At 51.8% G+C, this 21,406-nt stretch carries 20 protein-coding genes; 9 read left to right on the top strand and 11 right to left on the bottom strand.

Annotated elements, in window-relative coordinates; genetic code table 11:
* Positions 1-2: 2 nt before the first annotated feature.
* From CWE21_RS00470 to CWE21_RS00455, 4 genes are read right to left on the bottom strand one after another with little or no spacing between them, the layout of a single operon-like run.
* Positions 3-2,228 (bottom strand): cellulose biosynthesis cyclic di-GMP-binding regulatory protein BcsB, encoded by a 2,226-nt coding sequence (locus CWE21_RS00470; RefSeq protein WP_157982713.1) that lies wholly within the window; start codon positions 2,226-2,228, stop codon positions 3-5.
* 2 nt (positions 2,229-2,230) lie between these two features.
* On the bottom strand, positions 2,231-4,801 hold the full coding sequence (gene bcsA / locus CWE21_RS00465; RefSeq protein ID WP_126832122.1) for a UDP-forming cellulose synthase catalytic subunit: 2,571 nt from the start codon (positions 4,799-4,801) through the stop codon (positions 2,231-2,233).
* Positions 4,798-5,550 carry a cellulose biosynthesis protein BcsQ gene (gene bcsQ, locus CWE21_RS00460; RefSeq protein ID WP_126832120.1) on the bottom strand — a complete coding sequence of 251 codons (753 nt, stop codon included), beginning with the start codon at positions 5,548-5,550 and terminating at the stop codon, positions 4,798-4,800. Before bcsQ ends, bcsA begins: the two co-directional genes overlap by 4 nt.
* Positions 5,547-5,735: a hypothetical protein gene (locus CWE21_RS00455; protein ID WP_126832118.1), complete on the bottom strand. Its 189-nt coding sequence runs from the start codon at positions 5,733-5,735 to the stop codon at positions 5,547-5,549. Before CWE21_RS00455 ends, bcsQ begins: the two co-directional genes overlap by 4 nt.
* 141 nt (positions 5,736-5,876) lie before the next feature.
* Between CWE21_RS00455 and CWE21_RS00450 the strand changes: the two genes are divergently transcribed.
* From CWE21_RS00450 to bcsG, 3 genes are read left to right on the top strand one after another with little or no spacing between them, the layout of a single operon-like run.
* Positions 5,877-7,418, top strand: coding sequence for a BcsE family c-di-GMP-binding protein (locus tag CWE21_RS00450; RefSeq protein WP_126832116.1), 1,542 nt, complete (start codon positions 5,877-5,879; stop codon positions 7,416-7,418).
* Between the two features lies 1 nt (position 7,419).
* Positions 7,420-7,569, top strand: a complete 150-nt coding sequence (locus CWE21_RS13355) for a hypothetical protein (RefSeq protein WP_157982712.1) — start codon at positions 7,420-7,422, stop codon at positions 7,567-7,569.
* A gap of 21 nt (positions 7,570-7,590) precedes the next feature.
* A complete protein-coding gene (gene bcsG, locus CWE21_RS00445; RefSeq protein ID WP_126832114.1) occupies positions 7,591-9,198 on the top strand; it encodes a cellulose biosynthesis protein BcsG in 1,608 nt (535 codons plus the stop codon).
* Positions 9,199-9,274: 76 nt separating this feature from the next.
* Here bcsG and CWE21_RS00440 read toward each other — a convergent pair whose 3' ends face one another.
* Complete coding sequence (locus tag CWE21_RS00440) at positions 9,275-9,619, bottom strand: BON domain-containing protein (protein ID WP_126832112.1); 345 nt, start codon at positions 9,617-9,619, stop codon at positions 9,275-9,277.
* Positions 9,620-9,778: 159 nt separating this feature from the next.
* Here CWE21_RS00440 and CWE21_RS13390 point away from each other — a divergent pair, with 159 nt between their 5' ends.
* The 3 genes from CWE21_RS13390 (at position 9,779) to CWE21_RS00425 (ending at position 10,886) form a co-directional block, all read left to right on the top strand.
* Positions 9,779-10,234, top strand: a complete 456-nt coding sequence (locus CWE21_RS13390; protein ID WP_198675031.1) for a hypothetical protein — start codon at positions 9,779-9,781, stop codon at positions 10,232-10,234.
* A gap of 69 nt (positions 10,235-10,303) precedes the next feature.
* A complete protein-coding gene (locus CWE21_RS00430; RefSeq protein ID WP_126832110.1) occupies positions 10,304-10,594 on the top strand; it encodes a type II toxin-antitoxin system RelB/DinJ family antitoxin in 291 nt (96 codons plus the stop codon).
* A gap of 1 nt (position 10,595) precedes the next feature.
* Positions 10,596-10,886, top strand: a complete 291-nt coding sequence (locus tag CWE21_RS00425) for a type II toxin-antitoxin system RelE/ParE family toxin (RefSeq protein ID WP_126832108.1) — start codon at positions 10,596-10,598, stop codon at positions 10,884-10,886.
* Between the two features lie 20 nt (positions 10,887-10,906).
* Here CWE21_RS00425 and CWE21_RS00420 read toward each other — a convergent pair whose 3' ends face one another.
* Positions 10,907-12,304: a M14 family metallopeptidase gene (locus tag CWE21_RS00420; RefSeq protein ID WP_126832106.1), complete on the bottom strand. Its 1,398-nt coding sequence runs from the start codon at positions 12,302-12,304 to the stop codon at positions 10,907-10,909.
* A gap of 133 nt (positions 12,305-12,437) precedes the next feature.
* On the opposite strand from CWE21_RS00420, the gene CWE21_RS00415 reads away from it, so the two are divergent.
* Positions 12,438-13,499: a S66 peptidase family protein gene (locus CWE21_RS00415; protein ID WP_126832104.1), complete on the top strand. Its 1,062-nt coding sequence runs from the start codon at positions 12,438-12,440 to the stop codon at positions 13,497-13,499.
* Here CWE21_RS00415 and CWE21_RS00410 read toward each other — a convergent pair.
* From CWE21_RS00410 to CWE21_RS00400, 3 genes are read right to left on the bottom strand one after another with little or no spacing between them, the layout of a single operon-like run.
* Entirely contained in the window at positions 13,496-14,122 is a 627-nt protein-coding gene (locus CWE21_RS00410) for an L-threonylcarbamoyladenylate synthase (protein ID WP_157982711.1), read from the bottom strand. The two genes, CWE21_RS00415 and CWE21_RS00410, sit on opposite strands and share 4 nt — an antisense overlap.
* Positions 14,106-16,580 carry a DUF2309 domain-containing protein gene (locus CWE21_RS00405; RefSeq protein ID WP_126832100.1) on the bottom strand — a complete coding sequence of 825 codons (2,475 nt, stop codon included), beginning with the start codon at positions 16,578-16,580 and terminating at the stop codon, positions 14,106-14,108. Before CWE21_RS00405 ends, CWE21_RS00410 begins: the two co-directional genes overlap by 17 nt.
* On the bottom strand, positions 16,577-18,010 hold the full coding sequence (locus tag CWE21_RS00400; RefSeq protein ID WP_157982710.1) for an NADH-quinone oxidoreductase subunit L: 1,434 nt from the start codon (positions 18,008-18,010) through the stop codon (positions 16,577-16,579). Before CWE21_RS00400 ends, CWE21_RS00405 begins: the two co-directional genes overlap by 4 nt.
* Positions 18,011-18,132: 122 nt before the next feature.
* On the opposite strand from CWE21_RS00400, the gene CWE21_RS00395 reads away from it, so the two are divergent.
* Together CWE21_RS00395 and CWE21_RS00390 are read left to right on the top strand one after the other, a co-directional pair.
* Positions 18,133-19,068 carry a LysR family transcriptional regulator gene (locus tag CWE21_RS00395; RefSeq protein ID WP_126832096.1) on the top strand — a complete coding sequence of 312 codons (936 nt, stop codon included), beginning with the start codon at positions 18,133-18,135 and terminating at the stop codon, positions 19,066-19,068.
* Positions 19,058-20,542: a protein adenylyltransferase SelO gene (locus CWE21_RS00390; protein WP_126832094.1), complete on the top strand. Its 1,485-nt coding sequence runs from the start codon at positions 19,058-19,060 to the stop codon at positions 20,540-20,542. The genes CWE21_RS00395 and CWE21_RS00390 overlap by 11 nt, the downstream gene beginning before the upstream one ends.
* A 31-nt stretch (positions 20,543-20,573) precedes the next feature.
* Here CWE21_RS00390 and CWE21_RS00385 read toward each other — a convergent pair whose 3' ends face one another.
* A complete protein-coding gene (locus CWE21_RS00385; RefSeq protein ID WP_126832092.1) occupies positions 20,574-21,062 on the bottom strand; it encodes a TspO/MBR family protein in 489 nt (162 codons plus the stop codon).
* A gap of 13 nt (positions 21,063-21,075) precedes the next feature.
* Positions 21,076-21,348 carry a TIGR03643 family protein gene (locus CWE21_RS00380; RefSeq protein WP_276567291.1) on the bottom strand — a complete coding sequence of 91 codons (273 nt, stop codon included), beginning with the start codon at positions 21,346-21,348 and terminating at the stop codon, positions 21,076-21,078.
* Positions 21,349-21,406: the final 58 nt, after the last annotated feature.

Genomic DNA, 21,406 nt, shown 5'->3' with positions numbered 1-21,406 from the left:
CCCTATTGACGCGTACGAACTTTGGCGACGAACAAGCGATAGAGCGCGATAACGAGTACCAGTAACGCGAGTAACGCAAGTACGGTAACCAACACAGGGTACTTTGCCAGGTGGTACATGAGTCGGTTCCACCAACTCAAATTGCCGACATAGTAGCTTTCCTGTGGCTCGAAAGAGCTCACCCGGGCGGGTGTTAGAACAGCCAAAAAGCCAGTCATTTCGTTCGACAATGTATCGCTAATCAATGCTTGGCGATACCGATCGAGATAGCTATCAGTAGTGGCGGTCACGGCAACCACCGAGCGTTGCTCAGCAAACGGTGATCTAAAACCCACTACCGCTGCGCTTGGTCCACTATTTCTTAGTGCAAGTTGCGGGCTGTAGAGTAATTGCTCGCGCCCTGCTAAGCGTTGCTTTTCGATTTGACGATCGAGTTCAGCGGTGCCGTAAGCTTTAAGAAAACGTTGCAAACTTTGACTGCCGATTAGCAATACATCTTTGTCGGTTGTTTCCGGCAAATTGGCTGCACTCACGAGCTCCAGCTGTGTTGCCGGGTATCCAGTTGCCCCACTGAGCTTCGCCAATGTCATCAATAAGGTGACATATAAATCACCATTAAGTTGTTCAGGTACTACCACTAACGTTTGTGACAAATCATCCCAACGGGTAAATGGGTAACCTGTTTTCATGAACAGTTGCACATCAGGCAATGCCACATAATTATCATAGCCACGTAGATCAATGGTCGAGTCCCCTTCAATAACGCCTTGCGAGTTCAACAAAGGAGGCGTACTACACACATCACTTACATTGCCAAAATCAAACCGAAACTCCATATTATTGACCGCGCCGAGGCGGAATGAGGGTAAGGTCACATTGTCATCTTCGGGCAGCAGCGAGCCTGATAAAATCGGAATCCGCAAACGTTCTTCATTATTTTCGCTGCCCGTTTCATTTAAATCGAATGCTTTGATGAATTCGTTATTGATACTCACCAACATGCGACTTTCATCTTCGCTTAATGGCGGGGTGTACCGGAAGCGGAGGTCCAACGGAATACCGTTACGTTGCCAAATAAACAAGTCGGGCGGTAAACGCAACTCAACATTTACTGGAGCCGTATTGCGCGCGGAACGCTGCAACTCACTTGGATGGTCCACCAGCTCACTAATCTGCACCGGACGCTCGGTGGAAACCCACCGCGGAGCTTGGTACGCGTCACGCGGTGCCAATGCTTGTGGCTCCACTACCACCTGGTCGCCACTCATCGTTTGATTACTCAGTACAAACGTACTTACCGTGGCGCGCAATTGTTCCTCATCTGGCGCTGCAATCAGCAATAATTTGTAAGCAGGATAAGCTGGGTTGGGCACGACTCTTACGGTCGGCGCTGTAACCTTTTCCAACCGATGAAACGGTCTTGGTCGTTGCTCGTTAGTCAAGGTCATAATGGCATGGTCTTGCGGCCATTGCTGGCGCCACTCGTGATCCTGCAATAAGCTTCCGATGGCAGGCTCCACGTCGTAATGCTCAACCGTAACCGCGCGCCAATCAGCGACTTGGCCAAAATAACTCGCCAATACGGCATGTGCTTCGGCTGTTGCCATAGTTGGCACGCCAAAACTGACAAAGTTGAGGTTCACAGCGCTAAAGTCATTCCGATCAAACCATGGTTCCGGGAAGTAAGACAACTCGTTCGCTACACGAAGCTGCTGATAGTCGAGCGTTAAGGTACTGTCATCTAAAAACTCAATCCAGGCTGCAGGCGATGCTAGCGTGCACTGCCCATTAAACACTTCACTGATTAATTCGAGGCGAAGTTGGTTGTAACTAGTGAAAAGGCGCGGATCGATGTTGAAGCTGCGGCGCTGCACGGTATTCGCCATACTTTTTTGTAATGACACGCTACCAATGACTTCTTCATTCATGCTCACGCGGAGTTGACTTACCGTATCGACCATTGCCGGCGAGATCATAAACGCCAAGTCTAGCTCTGCCCCTTCAACCACACGATCATAACGTCCGCCGAAGCCAATGGTCATTTCGGGACGTAAACCATCAATCCGCAGTTGTTGCGAGTTTGCGGCAGCATTTAGCGAGTAATCTTCTTGCCAACGAGGTAGCTTTTGCCACTCCTCAAGCATCTTCTCTTGGTTTTCGACTTGCGCTAACACTGGCGCACTTCCTAACAGTACGGTCAGAAATAGCCATGGCAATGTCCAAGACATTCTCATCCTTCGTTCCTCGTTATTGGAGACCGTGGCAAAATACTCAGAAAAGTACGCCAGGCTCTACCTAATAGATTCGCTACCGGTCTCATCCTCGGTGCCAAATGCAAAAAGAGTCGCTGGTAGCCTTTAATTCCGATACCAACCACTTCAGTTAAACTTTGTATGGGTTTATCAACACTATCTTCCGGACGCCAGCCAAGCCATGCATCAGCGCGCGCAAAGGTGGCCCGTAAAAACGCGCGCTCCTGCTCGTAGGTGTCAAATAATACGCGCGTGCCAACACTTTGACCACGTCGCGACTTAACCTGCAATTTCACCGCTATCTGTTGCGTGCCATCCACTAAGATAAGATTTACTAAATCGCCCTCGCGCAGCAGTAACCCTTTCGGTAACTCTAAGCCAACTCCAGCATGGGAGAAATCCGTCATCGTTACTTGGTACATTCGTTCTTCGTGATCAACGATAGTCACTACTTTGTTTACATTGATACGGTGGGCATTGCGCACTTGTTTCGCCTCTTCTGCAACAGCGACGGCTCCACCTAATAATATAAGGTTATAGGTCACCCAAAACAGATTCAATACAACGGTTAAGTACTCGTCCTTAGGGCCTTCTATAAGACGCCAAACACCGAAACCAAACCCTAATAGACTCAGCGTAATCAAGGTGATATATGGCCACGATATACGCCAGTCAAAAAAGGAACGCTCGGTAATTCCGCCTTTTTGCGTTACATTAAACTTACCAAGTTTAGGCGAAATGAGCGCCACAGTTGTGGGTCGTAAAATGTACCATGCCAATACAGTCTCATACATTTCCGCCCAAAACGAATGGCGGAACTTACCTTGCGAGCGCGAGTTCGCAAGGTTGGCATGGACGAGATGCGGAATGGCGTAAATAGCGATCATAATCGCTGGAGCAAATACGATATAACTATGCAGTAGCAAAAATGCCAGTGGCGCCAATAAAAAAATCACGCGCGGAATACCATTTAGAAAATACAACATGGCATTGGCGTAACAGAGTCGCTGCCCCCAATTGAGGCCTTTGCCTACCAATGGGTTATCAACTCTAAATATCTGCGCCATTCCCCGCGCCCAGCGTATGCGCTGCCCGATATGAGCGGATAGGCTTTCGGTAGCAAGGCCGGCCGCCAAGGGGATATTCAAATAGGCAGAGTTATAGCCGCGACGATGCAGCTTTAATGCCGTATGCGCGTCCTCGGTTACTGTCTCGACGGCGATTCCACCAACCTCCTGCAGGGGACCACGTTTCATAACTGCGCATGAACCACAAAAAAATGACGCGTTCCACATGTCATTGCCATCTTGTATTAGGCCATAAAACAATTCGCCTTCATTGGGGTTCTTACGAAACACGCGAAGATTTTTTTCAAAGGGATCGGCCGAGAAAAAGTGGTGTGGTGTCTGTACTAATGCGAGTTTATCATCACGCAGGAACCAGCCCATGGTTAACTGCAGGAAACCCCGAGTTGGAATATGATCGCAGTCAAAAATCGCTATGTAGTCGCCAGAGGAGTACTTCAAAGCGTGATTCAAATTGCCCGCTTTCGCATGACTGTTATCCGGGCGGGTCAAGTATGTGGCGTTAATTTCTTCACAAAAACGTCGAATTTCATCACGTTTACCGTCGTCCAGCACATAGACATTGAGCTTTTCTTGTGGCCAGTCAATAACTTGAGCCGCCAAAATTGTGTGTCGTACGACCGACAAGGGTTCATTATAGGTCGGTATAAATATATCCACGCTGGGCCAAAGCCCAACATCGTCAGGTAAAGGTGCAACTTTTCGTTGCAACGGCCATGCTGACTGAATATAGCCCAGCGTCAGAATGGTCCAAGCGTATACCTCAGCACTGAGAAGGATGAGACCGAACACCATATCCATGGTGACATCCCAGTTAATCGTCTGCGTAACCCGCCAAAACAAATAACGTGTACTCACCAACACCGACAACGTCACCATTAGCAGTAAAGGGATGCGACCTCGAATATTACGAACCCACAACGCCACTGCCCAGAAACACAAGAGCAGAATCGCTTGCGACGTTGCTTCCATTGGTAAGCCAATAATAATCAGTGCGGTGGCGCTGGCAATGATCGTTAACACGATACGAAACGGAAGATTCCACCGCGTCGTTTGACTCTGTGCTCGTTGTTGAAAAAAGCGCTCAAACCATAGCGTCGCCCAACGCAACGGATGACTTAATGTTGCGCGCACACCTTTTTGTGTAACTTCTACGGGGGTTGCCACCGACCAGCCTCGCCGCCGTTGCTGGTCTCGTTCAATGCGTGTTTTTGCGACCAGTAACCAAACACTTTGCAATAGGATTCTGATAACATCCAGCGGATTCGGACGATCCCAACGTACATGTGGAAACCAAAACCTTAAACTGCGGCGCTTATCAAACTCGGGCCCAAGCTTGGCCTGTCGTTGCGGATTCACTTGCAGCAGCACGACCTCAAGGTAAAGCAAAAGCATGTTCATCGCCGCCCGTAACACGGGTTGGCGACGCCGCAATTCTTGCCACTGTTGACGGATCAATATCACTGTTCAATCTCCGCAGAGGCTTGTAGCCATGCTGCCAGCTCGGCGAAGTCAGCGTTGCCCTGCGCTCCTAGCGTGTACTCAAAAAGTAATTGCTGCGTGGCGAGTGCCTCGGGGATATGTTGGTCACGATTAATGTAAAGTGGCAGTAACCATTCTGGATCAAGTTCCGCCTGACATAAGTCAAAAATGTCACGCGGTAATTCAAGGTGCGGTGCAACCTTATTCATGATCGCACGGTATCTTAATTGTTCCGGGCGGTCTTGGCGCGCCTGCCAACGCTGCAAGTTCATATAACAACGAGGTTCAGGCTCTAGCACCAGCAAGCATGATGCGGCATTCGGTAACATTACATTCGGGGCAAAGCTGAAACCCGTCGGCAAATTCAGCAAGACCCAATCTACGCGTGGCTTACTTAGCTCTTGCAGCTCCTGTAACAGTTGCTCGAAACGCTGTTGATGTTGCGCCGTAATCGATTGCGTGTTTTCGGTGGCGCTGCCATAGGGAGCGACAAGCACGCCTGAAGCTGAGATAAAAGCGGATTCCAGTAAGCTTTTCGGCGCCTCAGCATCAGTAAAAACACCCATAGCCTCTGTTAGCGGCTGACCAAAATGCGCGGCGAGATGATTCTGCGCACAACAGTCAATAACCGCAACGCGTTGCTCGCCTTGCCGTAAGGCTGCTGCGAGGTTTGCTGTTAGAGTTGTCGCGCCGGCTCCGCCGACGAGGCTCTCAATCGCGAGTAATTTCATTCTGTGGCGCTCGAACTGGTGAAGGCAGACGTTTGCTTGCTAAACAGACGCCATTTTTTACGTATTGCCGCGACGCGTTGCGTGGCAACGGCCTCGATGAACGGCTGCTGATACGAGGGCACAAAATACCGGAGATTACGGATGTCGAGCGCAGTACGATCGTCGCTACCTTTTGCTGTACTCATAATGCCCCTTTCGCCCTCAAATCCAACTTATTGATTACATTTATATATAATCAACATACTGAGTGTTATTTTTTATCAGTTGTTTTTAGTTATTTTGGTTTGTTATCATACTAAAAATTATAAAGAAAAGACAAACACTCAATGCTTACGCTAGCGGAGTTGGTAAATCATCACGAGAACATTTTGCCACCATTAAATGGTGGCCAGGTGCATGCGTTTAGTGCAAACACCAGTGAGCCGCTGGCGAAGTTAATCTCGGTTCTCCACCAGCAAACCTCCGTGCTTTATGTCTGTGATATCAACATCACCGAGCGCAAGCGGCTTTTTCCTGCCAGCCATGATATCTCGCAAGCCGAGATGAAGTTCCGTCGAAACTTTAAAGCCGGTGACTTTTACGCTGGACTTGAACGGTTAAGCGCAAACCACCAGGCCATTGTTTTTCACTTTAGTGCAGAACGAAGCCCTCTAAGCGACTTTTTGTTAAACGGAAAGCAACTTGTCACACTCGAAAACTGGGCGGCCCGACATAATAAAGTAGTTTGTTTCTGTTTTTCTGGCGATGTCGCAGCAACATCGCTGCAACAATGGCTAAGACAAACTGAGAGTCGATTCCAAAGCTTGAGCAGTTTTACTGCCACACAACAAGGCTATTGGTTCGAGGTTCATTACTGGTTTTACCAAGGCAAAGTTCGGCAAGACAAATTTCGTATTCGGGTCGATAGTCAGCAACAATGGACGCTTGACTCCTCAGGCTTTTTAGACGAGCAGCAAGCTAAGTTACGCTTAGAAAGAGCGCCCATCTTCTACCTTAGTAGTGCTGTCACTGGTCAGGAGATAGCTCCTGCTGAATGGCAACAGTTACATTCTGAGACAGCGATAACTGCAGCGCTGGAACGCAATAGCGATGACGCCCTTCTTCTTTCCTATTACCGCGGCCAAGATGTTACCGAGTTAATGCGCACCATATTTACGCTACGTAGTCACTTTGGTCGCTACCTGCGCATCTACATCCGCGAGCTCGATCAAGCGATTCGGCATACCGACGAACAATTGCTATTACAGGCCGGCGCAACCTTGATTCTGCCGATCAACTTACGCTTTAACCAAGTGATTTCTTTGATCGAGTCATCTGTGGGCTGGCGTTTTGCGCGTAGTTTGCCCGCTAGCTTTGCTGCGCTACAAGAACAATTTGTCCCGGACGAGCTGCAAGGCTATCAGCCGCTAACTAAGTTTGTTGATCATGTTCGTCGACTCGCACGTTTAGCCAATGCACAAAACATTGATTTCAGCTTCATATTAGGCAGACCTGCCCGCGGACTCAAAGTGGTCGACGTGGTGCAGCGCTTTCAGCATCGGCGTGGCGGCGATCTGATTAGTAGTGTTGAGCGCCAGGTACCGATTTTCCTATTCGGTTGTCGTGCTCAGGATGTTAAGCAGACATTAGAGTTTTTATTTGGGGCGCCACTTGCTAACTTGTTTGCCAAAGACGAACGTGTTCATACCTTGCAGAGTTTAGAAGACAAACTGGACCTGCTGCAGACTGTTAATGAACAGTTAGACTTAACCGAGATGCTCGGGCAAGCGGATGTAGTGGAAGAAGATACCTCTGATCACACCTACCGCCGAGTTTTCCCACAAAGTTTCTCGCCCTTACGAACTGTTACCTCGCCCAAGGAATCTTGATATGCCAGAAACTCAAGTCATTCAGATTGCGCTTGCGACCTTTGCACTAGGTTTTCTTGGTGGTCTTTTTAGTCTCAAACTACTTAAGCTGTTCTTTAACTGGTTGTGGCGACTGACCGCACGCTTCCGCTATTTTCGTAAGCTTAATTAATGAGTAAATATCGAGGAATTCATGGCTGAACCAAGCCTCTACTGGCGTCATCGCGAAGAGTTACTCAATCGCCCTCTATTTATGTGGCCAGGCCTTAGTGCGTGGGCCTTTTATTTTATTGCCAAAGTTATTCTAGCTTTTCGTGGTTATTTAGAAATAGGCCTTTGGGAAAACTTGGCCATGATGATGTTGCTCACCTTACCAATGCGCACTACAGCGCTCAAATGGTTGCGGCAAATTGTGGCGATCCCCGTCGGTCTCGGGTTGCTCTACCACGAAAGCTCATTGCCGCCATTTAGCAGCATCATCGACCAATGGTCCTCCATTACTGGCTTTAGTTTCGCCTATATGTGGGAACTACTTACACGCTCGATACAAGTTGAGTTTATTATCGTTCTTCTTATTGCGTGGATTGGCTTCGTATACTTGCAAAATATAGTTCGCATGACGGTCATTGCTTTTATCGCAGTCATTGCTGCCGGTGTCGCCCAACAGCCTGCCGAGACCCCATTGCAAGCCGTACCAACGACGCTGGATCTGACCACCATCGATACCCCAGATGCGATACAGTTCAATTCGCCAAGCGAAAAGCTCGAAGCCTTTTACGATGAGCAACAAAAATTCAAGTTAACGCCCAGTCGAGAAAGCACAGCCGACTTCGATATTTTGCTAATCAACATATGCTCGATGTCGTGGCAAGATCTGGCCACCGCTGGCTTACAAGACCACCCGGTGATCAAAGATGCGCACCTAATGTTCGAGAACTACAACAGCGCGACGTCTTACTCGGGGCCGTCAGCATTACGTTTACTACGCGCAAATTGTGGCCACCAGCCCCACCAACAACTATTCACTAACACTCCGCAATGCATGGTCAGCCAACAACTCGAAAAGCTAGGTTATCGCCCTGAGGTATTGTTAAACCATACCGGTGAATATGATGACTTTAGCGGCCTTTTGCAGCAATTTGCTGGCATGCCAGCACCGCAATTCAATACCAGTGCGCCGATCAGTATGACAGGTTTTGACGGCAGTCTAATTAAATCCGACAGTGCTATTCTGCAAAACTGGTTGGCCAGCAGCACAAACAGCGATTCGCGCTTTACTTTTTATAATACGCTCAGCTTACACGACGGTAATCGCGTGCCCGGTTTCAATGGCAATAGTTTAGATAGTTATGCCATGCGGACCGCCACGTTGCTAGATGAGATTTATCAGTTACAAATGGCAATTAAAGCTTCGGGACGGCGTGTTTTACTTATTATTGCTCCGGAGCATGGGGCGAATCTAAAGGGAGATGCCTTACAATTGCCAGGGTTACGTGAGATACCAACCCCGCCGATCACGCATGTTCCAGTGCTGATTTCCCTATTTGGCGAAGGCTTTGAAGCGCCGCAGGAACAACTGGTAGTTGAGCGCAATACTGGGCCTACCGCAATTACCAGTGCGATCTTCGAAATAAATGCGCAACAACCGTTTAGTAACCCGTCCTTCTCATTAACGAAAGTGGCAGAGCAGTTACCATCGACGGAATGGGTTGCAGAAAATAAAGATATCAAGGTGATCGACTACAAAAACAACTTCTGGTTGAAAATCAAAGAGCGTAACTGGTTGCCCTACAAACAGTAATGGACTTTTGTTATTAAAAAACCCCGTGGGCAAGCGCGGCCACACGGGGTTACGGGAGATTGTATCGAACTGGAAATTAAGCTTCAGACTTCACTTTCAGTTCGTTACGAACGTTTTTAACGCCTTCAACATTGCGTACTATACGCTCGATAGCACTGATGTCGGCTTGGCTTTCAACTTCACCGCTCAGCGTTACTTCACCGTCAGTAGTTGAAACGTTGATTTGCATGCCACTTGCTTGTGACATAAGTGCACTTTTAACGTTTGCAGTAATCGCTGAATCACTGATATGGTCACCAGCCTTTTCCATACCCTGCTGCTGTGCAGTTTCTGGATCTTGCAAGGTAGTCGCCATTGCGACGGTACCGAACGTAAGTGCCATTACTGAAGCGATTGAAGTAAGTACATTAGATAGTTTCATAATAGTTCCTCCTAGTTGTTCCCAATTGCTTGGTTCGATTTCACTATAGCTATCTTCGCTTCAGCTTAAAGTCCCTTTGCAGGGCTTTTGCTCTTTCAAGATTTGGTTAATTTCTGAGCATGGGTTATACCTATAGATACTCTATGCAGGAGGTACCCCATGAAAATCGCAACTCTCATTATGGCTGTAAGCCTTGCTCTAACAGGCTCTGCCTTCGCACAAGACCAAGCGCAAGCCGAGCAAGAAACCGATCGCAATCCACAAACTGGTAAAGAAATCAAAGACACGCAGCGTGCTGGTAAATTTAAAGCCGGTAAGGCACTGGCGGATACGGTGAAAGCCAAAGCGCCAGACCCTGATTATCTTGATGACGACGATGACGGTGATGGTCTTGGTGATGTCGATGGTGTCGGTGATTTAGCCCGCGAAGAAGCCCACGAGGCTGCTCACACCGTGCAACAAAAAGAAGGTGCCGATGCCACCAAGCGCAAGCGCCCTGGTCGCACCAAATACGGCGACATCACATTGAAAAAAGGTGCTGCCGAAGCTGACGACGGAAGCGCCGAAGCTGATAAACCGAAAAAATCGGACAAAAAGAAAGGTGATAACAACTAGCAAACCACGGCTCCTGTGCTAACATTTGTGTGTACATATTGGACTTACAAATGCTACGCAGGAGCAGTTATGGAAACGCGTATTCAATTCCGCATCGATGAAGAGACGAAGCGTCTCGCGCAAGAAATGGCTGAGAGTCAAGGAATGACGCTAAGCGAGGCCTGTCGTCGGCATACAGAATTGTTGGCAGAGCAACAGCGTTTAAAAAGCTCTCATGACGAGTGGTTAGCCAAAGAAGTTCAGCGAGCATACGCAAAACTCGAGCGCGGTGAAGCCGAATTTATCGACGCTGACACTGCCAACGAGCGCATGCGAACTTTTAAACAAGCGTTAGCGCAACCAACGGGTAAGGATACTTAACATGATCTACTGGGAGAAGGATGCCCTAAATGATCGCTTTGAATTCTATCGCTTCATTCATGCGGAGAACCCATTAGCCGCAGAGCGCGCTGATACCTATTTGACTGAAGCTATTCAACGGCTCGAGCGTTTCCCTGAGCTTGGCGTTCAGCGCCAAAATCTACCCGGTCGCTTGCTTGTTCTACCTACGCTATCGCTTTTGGTTCTCTACACCGCCGACGTAACGGCACAAGCCACTACTATCTACGTGCTACGGGTGCTGCACCAAAGACAGCACCCGCCCCTCGAATAACGAACAACGAATAACGGCTTTTACTGCAGTTGAATAACCACTCCCGCCAACACGGCTAGCGCTACCTCACCTTGCTTATTCAACAAAAAAGTAGCGTTTTGCCGTTGTTGGGGGCGTGAGCCAGGGACATCGCGCGGATTCACCAACACCGGCAAATGCGTGCGTACATTGAGCATGGCGTCAGCACCGACAAAATGGGTGTAGCCCTGCTTGAGTAAATCGAGATATTCGTGATGCGACAAAGCTAAAGCCTCGCCAGAAGCTGGTAGCTCGTAGGCTTTGCCAGCCTGATATACGTATTCGTTGGTGTCATAGCGATCAAATGCTGGGAACACTGACAAGTCGCCCACTTCGCGGATGTAGCCGTTTTGTCGCGCATCGCTGCTGCGATTGATACCGATATCGACACGATATTCGTGGCCGCTATCACGCACTAGCACTTGCTCCAAAATTACATCTTTGAAGCTATTTGAATTGTTCATCGGAATGCTGTGATACGGCTCTAGCGTTTGCTCGGCGTAGTGTTCACCGGCAATGCTATCGATCGCTTCAATGAGCATCGCGACGTTTACCGCACGGGCTTTCTGCCGATTAGGATCGTTCGGAAACGCGCCCGATTCGATCAAAATGGTGCTGATGCCCATCGCCGAGAAGTTATCGCCAAACGCACGCGGAGCGAAGGTGTCGTTGTAGCGACCCATGTGCCCAGGGATGATGCGATCGCCGACCGCTTTCATATCACCGATGAGCTGCATCGCGCGGTGACGTTTGTCATTGATGTCCTTGGCGTGATTGAACGCTGGTGCAAGCAACGAGATCGTGGCTGGCTTGCCGGTATTGCCCACTTCGTAGTAGCGACTTTGGTCATGCAGGTTAAAGCCAAAGTCTGGCTTCAGCTCACGGCCTTGCGCCATCAATACACGCCCTTCTGGGGTTTGTAGCGCGCGCGCATCGCGATTCACGTCGATGCCTTGAACGTTATAACGCTGAGCTAGTTCGGCGCCATCAGGGTTAACCATCGGTATCATGTGCAAGGTGATTTTGTCGGCCCAGTGCTCACGCCAGGTCGCGTCCTTTTCAATCTTGTGCATGAGATCGAACAGTGCTGGGGTTGCGGTCGATTCGTCACCGTGCATTTGCGACCACATTAATACCACGGTATCGCCGTTGCCGACGCTGAAACGATAAATCGGCCGACCTTGATAGGACTCGCCCACCTGCTTGGTGGTGATTACTTCGCTGCGTTTAACGCGGCGGATCAAGGGTTCAATATCTGCTAAGCGAATCTGCTGTTGGTCGAGGCCTGGTAGCATTTCAACTTTATGTTGATGGTTTTCGTGCGCTTGCGCTGCTACGCTCAGCGTCATACTGGCACTGACAACTACACTTGCGATAAGGCTTTGAAAGCTTTTTTTCATTTTTTATTGCACTCTAGGGTTCAATTACTAATAAATTATTACTAGGATTGAGCGTAACGGTTACGTCGAATCGGCGTCAACTGACAGTCGTTGAACAGGCACAAAACTAAGACCAACAAAAGGTGACCTTGTCATGGATCGCAGATCGTTTATGAAAACGCTAGCCGCCGGTGCGGTAGCAACCTCTGTTTTATCGCCTAGCGCGCTGGCCAATGCGCCGCTATTCCAGCAAGGCAGCGGCCTCGGCGCTGGGCGTTTACCCAAGCGCCTGAAAAGAGGTGACACGGTACGTATGGTGGCGCCTGCCAGTGCGGTGTTGGATCGCCACCACGTGCTGATTGCCAAAGAATCGTTTGAGGCCCTGGGCTTTAACGTTGAGCTTGGCGAATACGTATTTGGCCGTCATGGCTATTTGTCCGGAACCGACGCCGAGCGCGCCGAAGACGTCAACAAGGCCTTTGCCGATGACAGCGTAGATGCTGTGATTGCGGTGCGCGGCGGCTGGGGCTGTAATCGTATTTTACCTCTGCTCGACTACGATATGATTCGCGCCAACAACAAAGTTCTGCTTGGCTACAGCGACATCACCTCATTGATGAACGCGTTGTACGTGAAAACCGGCATGGTGTCATTTCATGGCCCTAATGGCTTCTCGTATTGGGCGGATTTCCAAGCGCAACAGTTCCGTGATGTGATCATGGACGGCAAATCAACCACCATGCGCAACTACAAAGAAAAAGAAGAAACCTTGACCATGATGAGTAACCGCACCACCACGGTGAATAGCGGTACGGCGCAAGGTGTACTCGTGGGCGGTAACCTGACCGTATTAACCAGTCTCTGCGGAACGCCTTACTTCCCTGACCTCAAGGGCAAAATTTTGATGCTCGAGGATGTCGGTGAAAACATTTACCGCATCGACCGCTTCTTGTCGCAATTACAATTAGCTGGGCATTTAGAAGGCGTTGCTGGCATTGTCTTTGGCCATTGCACCGAGTGCGATCCAGGCGGCGGTTTCGGTAGCTTTACCCTGCACGAAGTATTTGAGCACTACTTCAAGCCGTTAGGCGTGCCCACCTACACCGGCGCCCAGTTCGGCCACATTCGCGACAACCATATTCTCCCGGTTGGCCATGTGGTTGAACTCGACGCCGATGCGGCAACCCTGAAATTACTCGGTTCAGCGGTCGCCTAAGCTATTTCTAGCTCCGTGCCGAGCAGCGCAGCTAAGGCCGCTGCCGGCACACTTCCCTCACGGGTGATGATGGGCTGCTTGCCGCGTAAATCGAGAATCGTAGACTTCGCATTAGCGCTGCACTCGCCACTGTCTAACACCCCGTCAATTTTGCCATCAAGTAACTTATGCGCGTCTTCAGCCGTGCAATAGTCGTCGCCAATCGACGGCACGATGATCCCTAAATTGAAATTGCTAAGCAGCTCACGCAATTGCTCCTGCGCAGGCACCCGCAATGCGATGCTATGGCCGCCGCCCGTGATAAGTGGCGATACATGGGGGTGACGGTGCAGTATGAGGGTTAGCGCCCCGGGCCAGTGCTCCTTGACCAGTTTCTCCGCCACGGCGGGAATATCGACCGCCCAATCCTTGAGCTGCCGCGGATGACCAAGGTGCACGATGGACGGTTCACCGATCGGCCGCTCGAGCACCGCATACGCACTTTTTACCGCTTCAACATTGCTCGCATCAGCGGCTACGCCGTAAGCAATATCTGTCGGCAAGGCGACAATGCCGCCGAGCTCTAGGATGCGACCAATATGGCGCAACTCTTTGGGCTTTTCCGCATTAAATCGCAAGGTCATGTTGCGTCTCCTGTAGTTTTGAAATTGCTTGCCAGCCTGCGGCGTTGCGCTGCTGCAGGTCGCCTGTTGTGGGTTCCCATTGCCATAGATACAGCCATTCATTTTCGACTAATTCGCGTACCACCTTTTGTTCAGCGATGACTTTATCGATAGCGCTGATCGACGCCGCGATGACCACGGTGAGGCGCAGTGGCTGGTGATACCAATCTTTGCCATCATGCAGCGATTGACGCGCCAAACCGATGCGCAGGTCTCCACCATTGCCTTCGAACACGCCCACGCCATCGGCCACCACGTTGTGCAGCATTTTGTTGCCGCTGCCGAAGGTTTGCGGAGCCGTCATTGAGCCGTAGTACTGCATGTTGATCCAATGCGCGACCACCATCGGTGCGGTCATCAGCTGAGTTAATACCGCTTGCTCGGGATCACGCTCGGCATAGTACGTATGTAGGAACGCCCGTGCGTCGAAGTGGCCTTTGGCGGTCGCTTCGCGCGGCGCAAAAATGATCGCTGCGTTGCGGGCTAAGCCCCACTCTGGGCGCAGTTCCGCCCAATTTGCCGCCCGCTGCTGTAGCGCTTTCGCCGCGCGCGGTTTATCGGCGAGTCGACCGCGTTGTTCTTTTTGGGCAGAGGTGCTGGCTTTTTCCAGCCATTTTTCGAGCTGTTGAGTGTCACCTTTATGTGCAGAGTCCGCGCTGTTTTTCGTCTCCGAATCCGTGCTCAGCACGCGCAAAACCTGCTGGGTCGTGTCATGCAGCGCCGGCAAAAACAGCGTTGATTGCGGAATGGTAATGCCGTGTTCGGCAGCCAAAATTCGCCGCACCTCTGCCCTATTAAATAGCTGCACCAACACCCGCGCATTTACTTCACCCGATTGCCCGCCACAAGCGCCACAGTCAAGGCTTGCGGCATGCGGGTTATTCGCCACGCAAGCACTATGACCGACAATCAGCACCTGCCGCGCGAAATTCTCCGTCAGCCCCATTCCGCGCAGCGCATTCGCCGCAAGCCCCGCCAGCTCTGCATCCGACGCCGGCTCCGCCGCCGCCCGCGCCGCCGCCCGCTCGCAAAGAGAGGGCTGCCCTCTCTTTGTTATCTGCCATTCGCGGGGGCGGATGACTTCGCTGCCGATGCGGGCTTGGGGTTTGGGCCAGAGGCTGCGTTCGAGCAGCTTCCAGATTTTGGCGAGGCCGCTCATTTCGACCCAGCCATAGGCGCCCGCTGGGCTTTCCAACGAGCGGTGCCAGCTTGCGGCACGCCAGCTGTGGGTACGTTGGGCCTGCGCTGCTGCGTCCTGTTTTTGGGTCACGCGAAATTGCGGGGCGAGCAAGCCCGGCAATTGCGGCTTCACTAAGCTCTCGCTGACCTGATAATCGACCGGCAAGCCAAAGAAGCCGGCAAAACCAAAAGTCTGAATGCCTTTATCCTGTGCTTCGAGCGCACGGCGCATCGGCTCCGAGCGCACATCGATACAAAACACTGCCTGCAATTGCGGCGCGCCTGATGTGACTGGTTGCAATTGGCCCAACTGCTGCGCTAACGAAGTTTGATAGCTCAGCTCCAGCGCGCGTTGCCACACCCATAGCACCTCCTGCTCGTGCACGGTTTGTGCACGCCGCTCAGCGAGCGACTGATAAGCATCCACAAAGCGTTCCCGTTGCGTCGCGTTACTCAGGCGCCAACAGACCAGCTCCCACGCCACACGGATGGCAAGCAGTTGGTCCAGCTCGTCATACACATTCTCGCTGTTCTCGAGTTCGCGCGCCCAACGCCGCTGCGCAAACACGCTGGCCCAGCCGTAGATATCATGTAAGGCTACCTGTAACCAAGCATCCAGCTGCTCAGGCATACTCAAGGGGATCTCCTCGGCAATCAGTTGCCACAACTCCGCACTGCTGCGTGGCAATGTCGCAAGTTCCTCTTCCACGCGCCGCTCACCGACCAACAGTTCGATGCCGCGGTCATGGCGAACGATATCAAGCCACGCCAAATACAACGCATCGGCACTGTCCGCGCCATTAAATTGCTCTGGATAATTGACCCACAGCGCACAAAACTGACTCAGCTGATGCACGATTTCCGTGCGCCACGGCAACGTCCGCGTACGTTCCTGCCCGCTATTCATCACCTCGGCAATGCTCGGCAGTGCGCCCGCGCTGCTGTCCATGGTTTGTAACGCCTGCAGCAGTTGCTGTGCCGACTGCTGCAAACCATGCTCTTGCGCCGCTTGCGCCAAATGTTCCGGTTGGATCTCACGCAGCCAACGTTGCTGGTAATAGCTCGCCGGCATCAACAAGCGTACGTTTTTATGGGTTTGCTCATATTCAGCAACTTCACGTATGGACGCCTCTCGATGCTGCCACCATGGGTTCACCGCAATACTGCGCGGCAGCGGCCACACGGGGGCCACGCGCTTACAGACTTGCTGGCCTAATTCTTGTAACGTCAACTGACTCATGCGCGGTCTCCTTTACGAGGGGTTGTCGAGGGCAGGCGCAACGGCCATAACCGTAAGCTAAAGCGTGTCGCCCATTCATCCAGATACAAGCCGGCATTCAAGGCGATAAACAGCCGGTGGCCGAGCGCACGGCGCGGACGGTACAACAGCCACAAATACACGGCGGCAATGCCCAGCAACACCAAGCACACCCACAAATCGATGCCGAGCAGGTAGTGGCCCGAATACGGCGCTGGCAGCAGCAAAGTGAAGATCCATGCGCCGGCAACATAAAGCGCAAGCCAAAACGCAGCGATGAGTGCCGTGCGCAGACTATGGCGTCGGCCAAAGTAGTCGATTTCACTCGCCAGCCACAGCGCGAGCGCCATACCGACCGCTAACCACGGGGCAAAATAGAGTTGTGCGCCGAATAACCAAGCGGCCAAAACCACCAGCGCCAATGCCAATACCGAAGCCAACAGCAGTCCCTTAACCCGAGGCAAGGTAAGCTGCGCAAACTGCTGCCGTTCGCCCTGTTCAACCACGCTTCCGGCCGAAAGAAAGGAGTAGGCTTTGTAGCATGAGTGGGCGAGCAGGTGCAGCGCGGCCAAGGCATAGAAACCGAGACTGATCTCCACCAGCATCAGCGCCATCTGTGCCACCGTCGACCAGGCCAAACGCACCTTGACGCTGATCCGTGTCATGGTCACCGATGCTGCCACCAACATGCTCAGCCCCGCGACAATCGCGAGTAACCAGCGCGCCCCTTCGGCAGGCGTCAATAAGGGCGCGAATTGCAATAACAGGTAACCGCCAAGGTTGATAATGCCGGCGTGCAACAAAGCCGACACTGGCGTCGGCGCTTCGACCACCTGCAACAACCAGCCGTGGACCGGCAGTTGCGCACACTTCATCGCCGCTACGGTGACCAGCAAGAAGGCCAGCCAGTTGCTGACACTGGGGTCGCTGATTTGCGGCAATTGACTGATCGCATGAATGTCATACACAAGGTAAAGACTGACGAGGGTTACGGCCAATAGCGTTTCGGCGATGCGCGCGAAGATAAACTTTTTGTGCGCTGCTAGCAGTGCGCGTGGACGCTCGGGGTAGAACACGAGCAAGCGGTGTAAGGTGAGGCTTACTGACACCCAGCCAAGCCAAAACAGTAAAAAATGGTCGGCGATGGCGGTTAATAAAATAGCGCCGATGGTTGCGACGAGGCGGCGCCAGAACTTGCTGCTGTCGCGCTCATCACGAAACTGCAGCGCCGCGTAACGCGTAACAATAAAGCCGATAAAACAAATCATCGCCGCGAAACCAGCACTTAACGGCGTCAGACCGAGCCCAAAAGCATAGAGCGGCGTTGAAAAACCACTTGCCATAGCAATACAGCTTGCAAGAAACAGCCCCATGAGAATTACCAGTACAGTTTGCGTACCACGCCACGGCATAAATTCCCTACCCTTAGCAAAAATGAACATGCGGCTATTCTGCAACCACTGGAAGCATTATAAAAATACATATATTATTTATTTATGTTCACTTTTATAGAACGATAAGCGAAAACCAACCTATGAACCGACTCAACTACCATCATCTGTACTATTTTTGGCGCGTGGCCAAACAGGGGAACCTCACTGCCACTGCCGAGAAGCTCGCGATTTCGCAATCAGCGCTGTCGGCGCAGATCAATCAACTTGAGCACAGCATTGGGCAACCGCTGTTTGCCCGTGAGGGGCGGCAATTGGTGTTAACGGAGCTGGGTCATACGGTGCTCAACTACGCCGAGGATATTTTTCAACGCGGCGAAGAGCTCCAGCAACTGCTAAAGCGCGGCGTTATTACCCTGCCCTCATTACGGATCGGTATGCTCTCGAGCATGTCGCGTAACTTTATTGAGAGTTTTATTGAGCCGCTACTCGGTGACAACGCACACGCCAAGCAAGCCAGTTTCCGCTTGCTAGCGCGCCCACAGCCAGAGCTACTCGACTTGCTTGCACAGCATCAAATTGACGTAGTACTGACCAACCGTGAAGTGTCATTAAGTGATGACATTGCCTGGCAGTCGCAACTGTTATCACGGCAAGCGCTCAGCGTTATTGCCCCGGCCACGAGAACGGATTTGCCTAACCACATCGATCCTGCCTATCGCCGCCAACGCTGGGTGGTACCGGGCAGTGCTTCACCATTACGTGCGGCGTTTGAAGGTTTTTGTACTCAGCATCAACTCGAACCTGAGATCATCGCGGAGGTCGACGATATGGCCATGTTGCGACTGTTAGCGCGTGACAGCGGCGCTCTTGCGGCCATGCCAGCCGTCGTCGTAAGGGACGAATTGCAAAGCGGCGTACTAAGTAAACGCTTTGATCTGCCCAATGCCTTTGAGAACTTTTACGCGGTCACGTTGCAACGGAAATTTCAGCATCCGCTGTTGTCAGAGCTGTTACAATCACCCATGATCGATGCCATACAGCAAGCGACTGCGGAGCAACAATCGGATGCCCAATAAAACGCCACAAACCGAACACAGTTACATGCAACTCGATCCGCGTTTGAGCGCTAGTTGTGCGCCCACGTCAGTACAGCAACCACAATGGCTTGCGGTTAACACAGAGCTGGCCGAATATCTCGGTATTCCTGAAGCTTTATGTGGCACTGAGCAAGGCGCGCGGGTGTTTGCCGGCAACGAAGTTCCCGACTGGGCCCAGCCTGCAGCAGTCGGCTATGCGGGGCATCAATTTGCCAATTATGTACCGCAACTTGGTGATGGCCGCGCAGTGTTGCTGGCAGAGATCATCGCCAGCGACGGCAAGCGCTACGATCTGCAGCTCAAAGGCTCGGGGCGCACGCCTTTTTCTCGCGGCGGTGATGGCCGCTCACCTATCGGCCCGGTATTGCGTGAATACCTTGTAAGCGAAGCTATGCACCGTCTCGGCGTACCGACCACGCGCGCATTAGCAGCCGTGGCAACCGGCGAATTAGTCCAACGCGAACACGCCGAGCCGGGCGCGATTCTGACCCGCGTGGCCAGCAGCCACCTGCGCGTCGGCACCGCACAGTACGTATTGGCCTTTAAGGACCGCGCGCTGCTGCAACGCTTCGCAGACTACGTGATTCAGCGCCACTACCCAGATTGCGCCGACGCCAACACCAACGCCGACACCGACGCAAAGCAACCTTATTTGGCCTTACTCGAAGCGGTTATCGAGCGCCAAGCACAACTGGTGGCGAAATGGATGAGCCTTGGCTTTATTCATGGCGTTATGAATACCGATAATATGACACTATCAGGCGAAACCATTGACTATGGCCCCTGCGCATTTATGGAGGCCTACGACCCGGCCACCGTGTTTAGCTCGATTGACCGCCGCGGCCGCTACATGTACCAAAACCAACCGCCCATCGCGATGTGGAATCTGGCGCGTTTTGCCGAAACCTTGTTGCCGTTACTACACAACGAAGACGAAGATGCCGAGACTGCCATAAAGCTGGCGACGGCCGCGGTTGAAGGCTTTGAGGCGCGCTATCAAGAACACTACTGGCAGGCCATGACGGCAAAAATTGGGCTTACACCTGAGCACAAAGGCGCACAAACTCTCGTCCAAGACTTCCTCGATCTACTCGAGCAACACAGTGTCGACTTTACTCTAGCGTTCCGCTTTTTGAGTGATAACGTGCCGACACGACTCGCTTCACTCTTTAAACAAGACGACGTCTGGCGCCCTTGGTATGAACGTTGGCAAGCAGCTTGGCCGGAAGGCTTTTCACCGAACCAATTAGCGCAAGTAAATCCAGCCTACATACCGCGCAATCATCGCGTCCAAGAAGTGATTGATGAAGCGATCAACGAAGGCTCACTGCGCAAGTTCAACCGCCTGAATCAAGTCTTGCGTGAGCCTTTCATTGAGCGCGAAGAAAATGCTGATTTGCTACTGCCAGCGGCGGCGGGCGAACAGGTCACCCGCACCTTCTGTGGCACTTAAGTTGTGGTACTTAAGTTGTGACACCTAACGGCTAGAGTGTGCCGGGGTTTAGTTGCCAAATACTAAAGTTAAGTAAGGCAGCAAAGGTAACCCAAGCGAGATAAGGCAGAAGCAATATCGCTGCTGCTTTATTTAAGCGCCAATACAGCACGATGGTAGCCACAATCGTACCCCAAAGTAAGATAATTTCGACGAAGCTAATCGCCCCTAAGTACCAGGCGAAGAACAACCAGCTCCACAACATGTTCAAGCCCAGCTGTACGAAATTCACCTGCAAGGCGCGCTTGGCTTGGCCTTGAAAACCAAATTCACGCCAGATCAGCCATGCCGACACCGCCATCATGGTATAGAGCGCGGTCCACACCGGCCCAAATAGCCACGCTGGGGGCGCCCAACCCGGCAACATCAGTTCACGATAAAACACTGGCGCATTGGCCGAGCCCCAGCCGCCAATCCCCGCGACCACAAAAGACAAGGCTAACCATGCCAGTAAACCACCGATTTGTTTCATAATGGGCATACAATATTCCTTTTTAGCGTTTGTATTGTGTCGGACAATAGCCGCGATTCACTCCTGGCTCGCGTAACTGCAAGTGCTTGGTCTTCCGCGCGGTGACGCGCTTGCGCCAGAGCCGAAACGAACTTGGCTTTAATTCACGGCGCATCAGCTGAATCACCTCTTGCTCAGACAAGCCGTAAGTATAGTCGATGGCCTCAAAGGGCGTGCGATCCTCCCACGCCATCTCAATGATCCGTGACAACTCATCCGGCCGCCACAACCTCTCCTGATTCTTTTCGTGCTTCACTTATCTAACCTACTCTTAATTCTAGTAAACTTTCCAATGTTTACGAATTTCGCGCAAA

The sequence above is a fragment of the Pseudidiomarina aquimaris genome (genome assembly GCF_003987395.1).
Lineage (GTDB): Bacteria > Pseudomonadota > Gammaproteobacteria > Enterobacterales > Alteromonadaceae > Pseudidiomarina > Pseudidiomarina aquimaris.
Note: the sequence above shows the minus strand (reverse complement) of the source record. Positions and strands in the feature narration are given on the sequence as shown.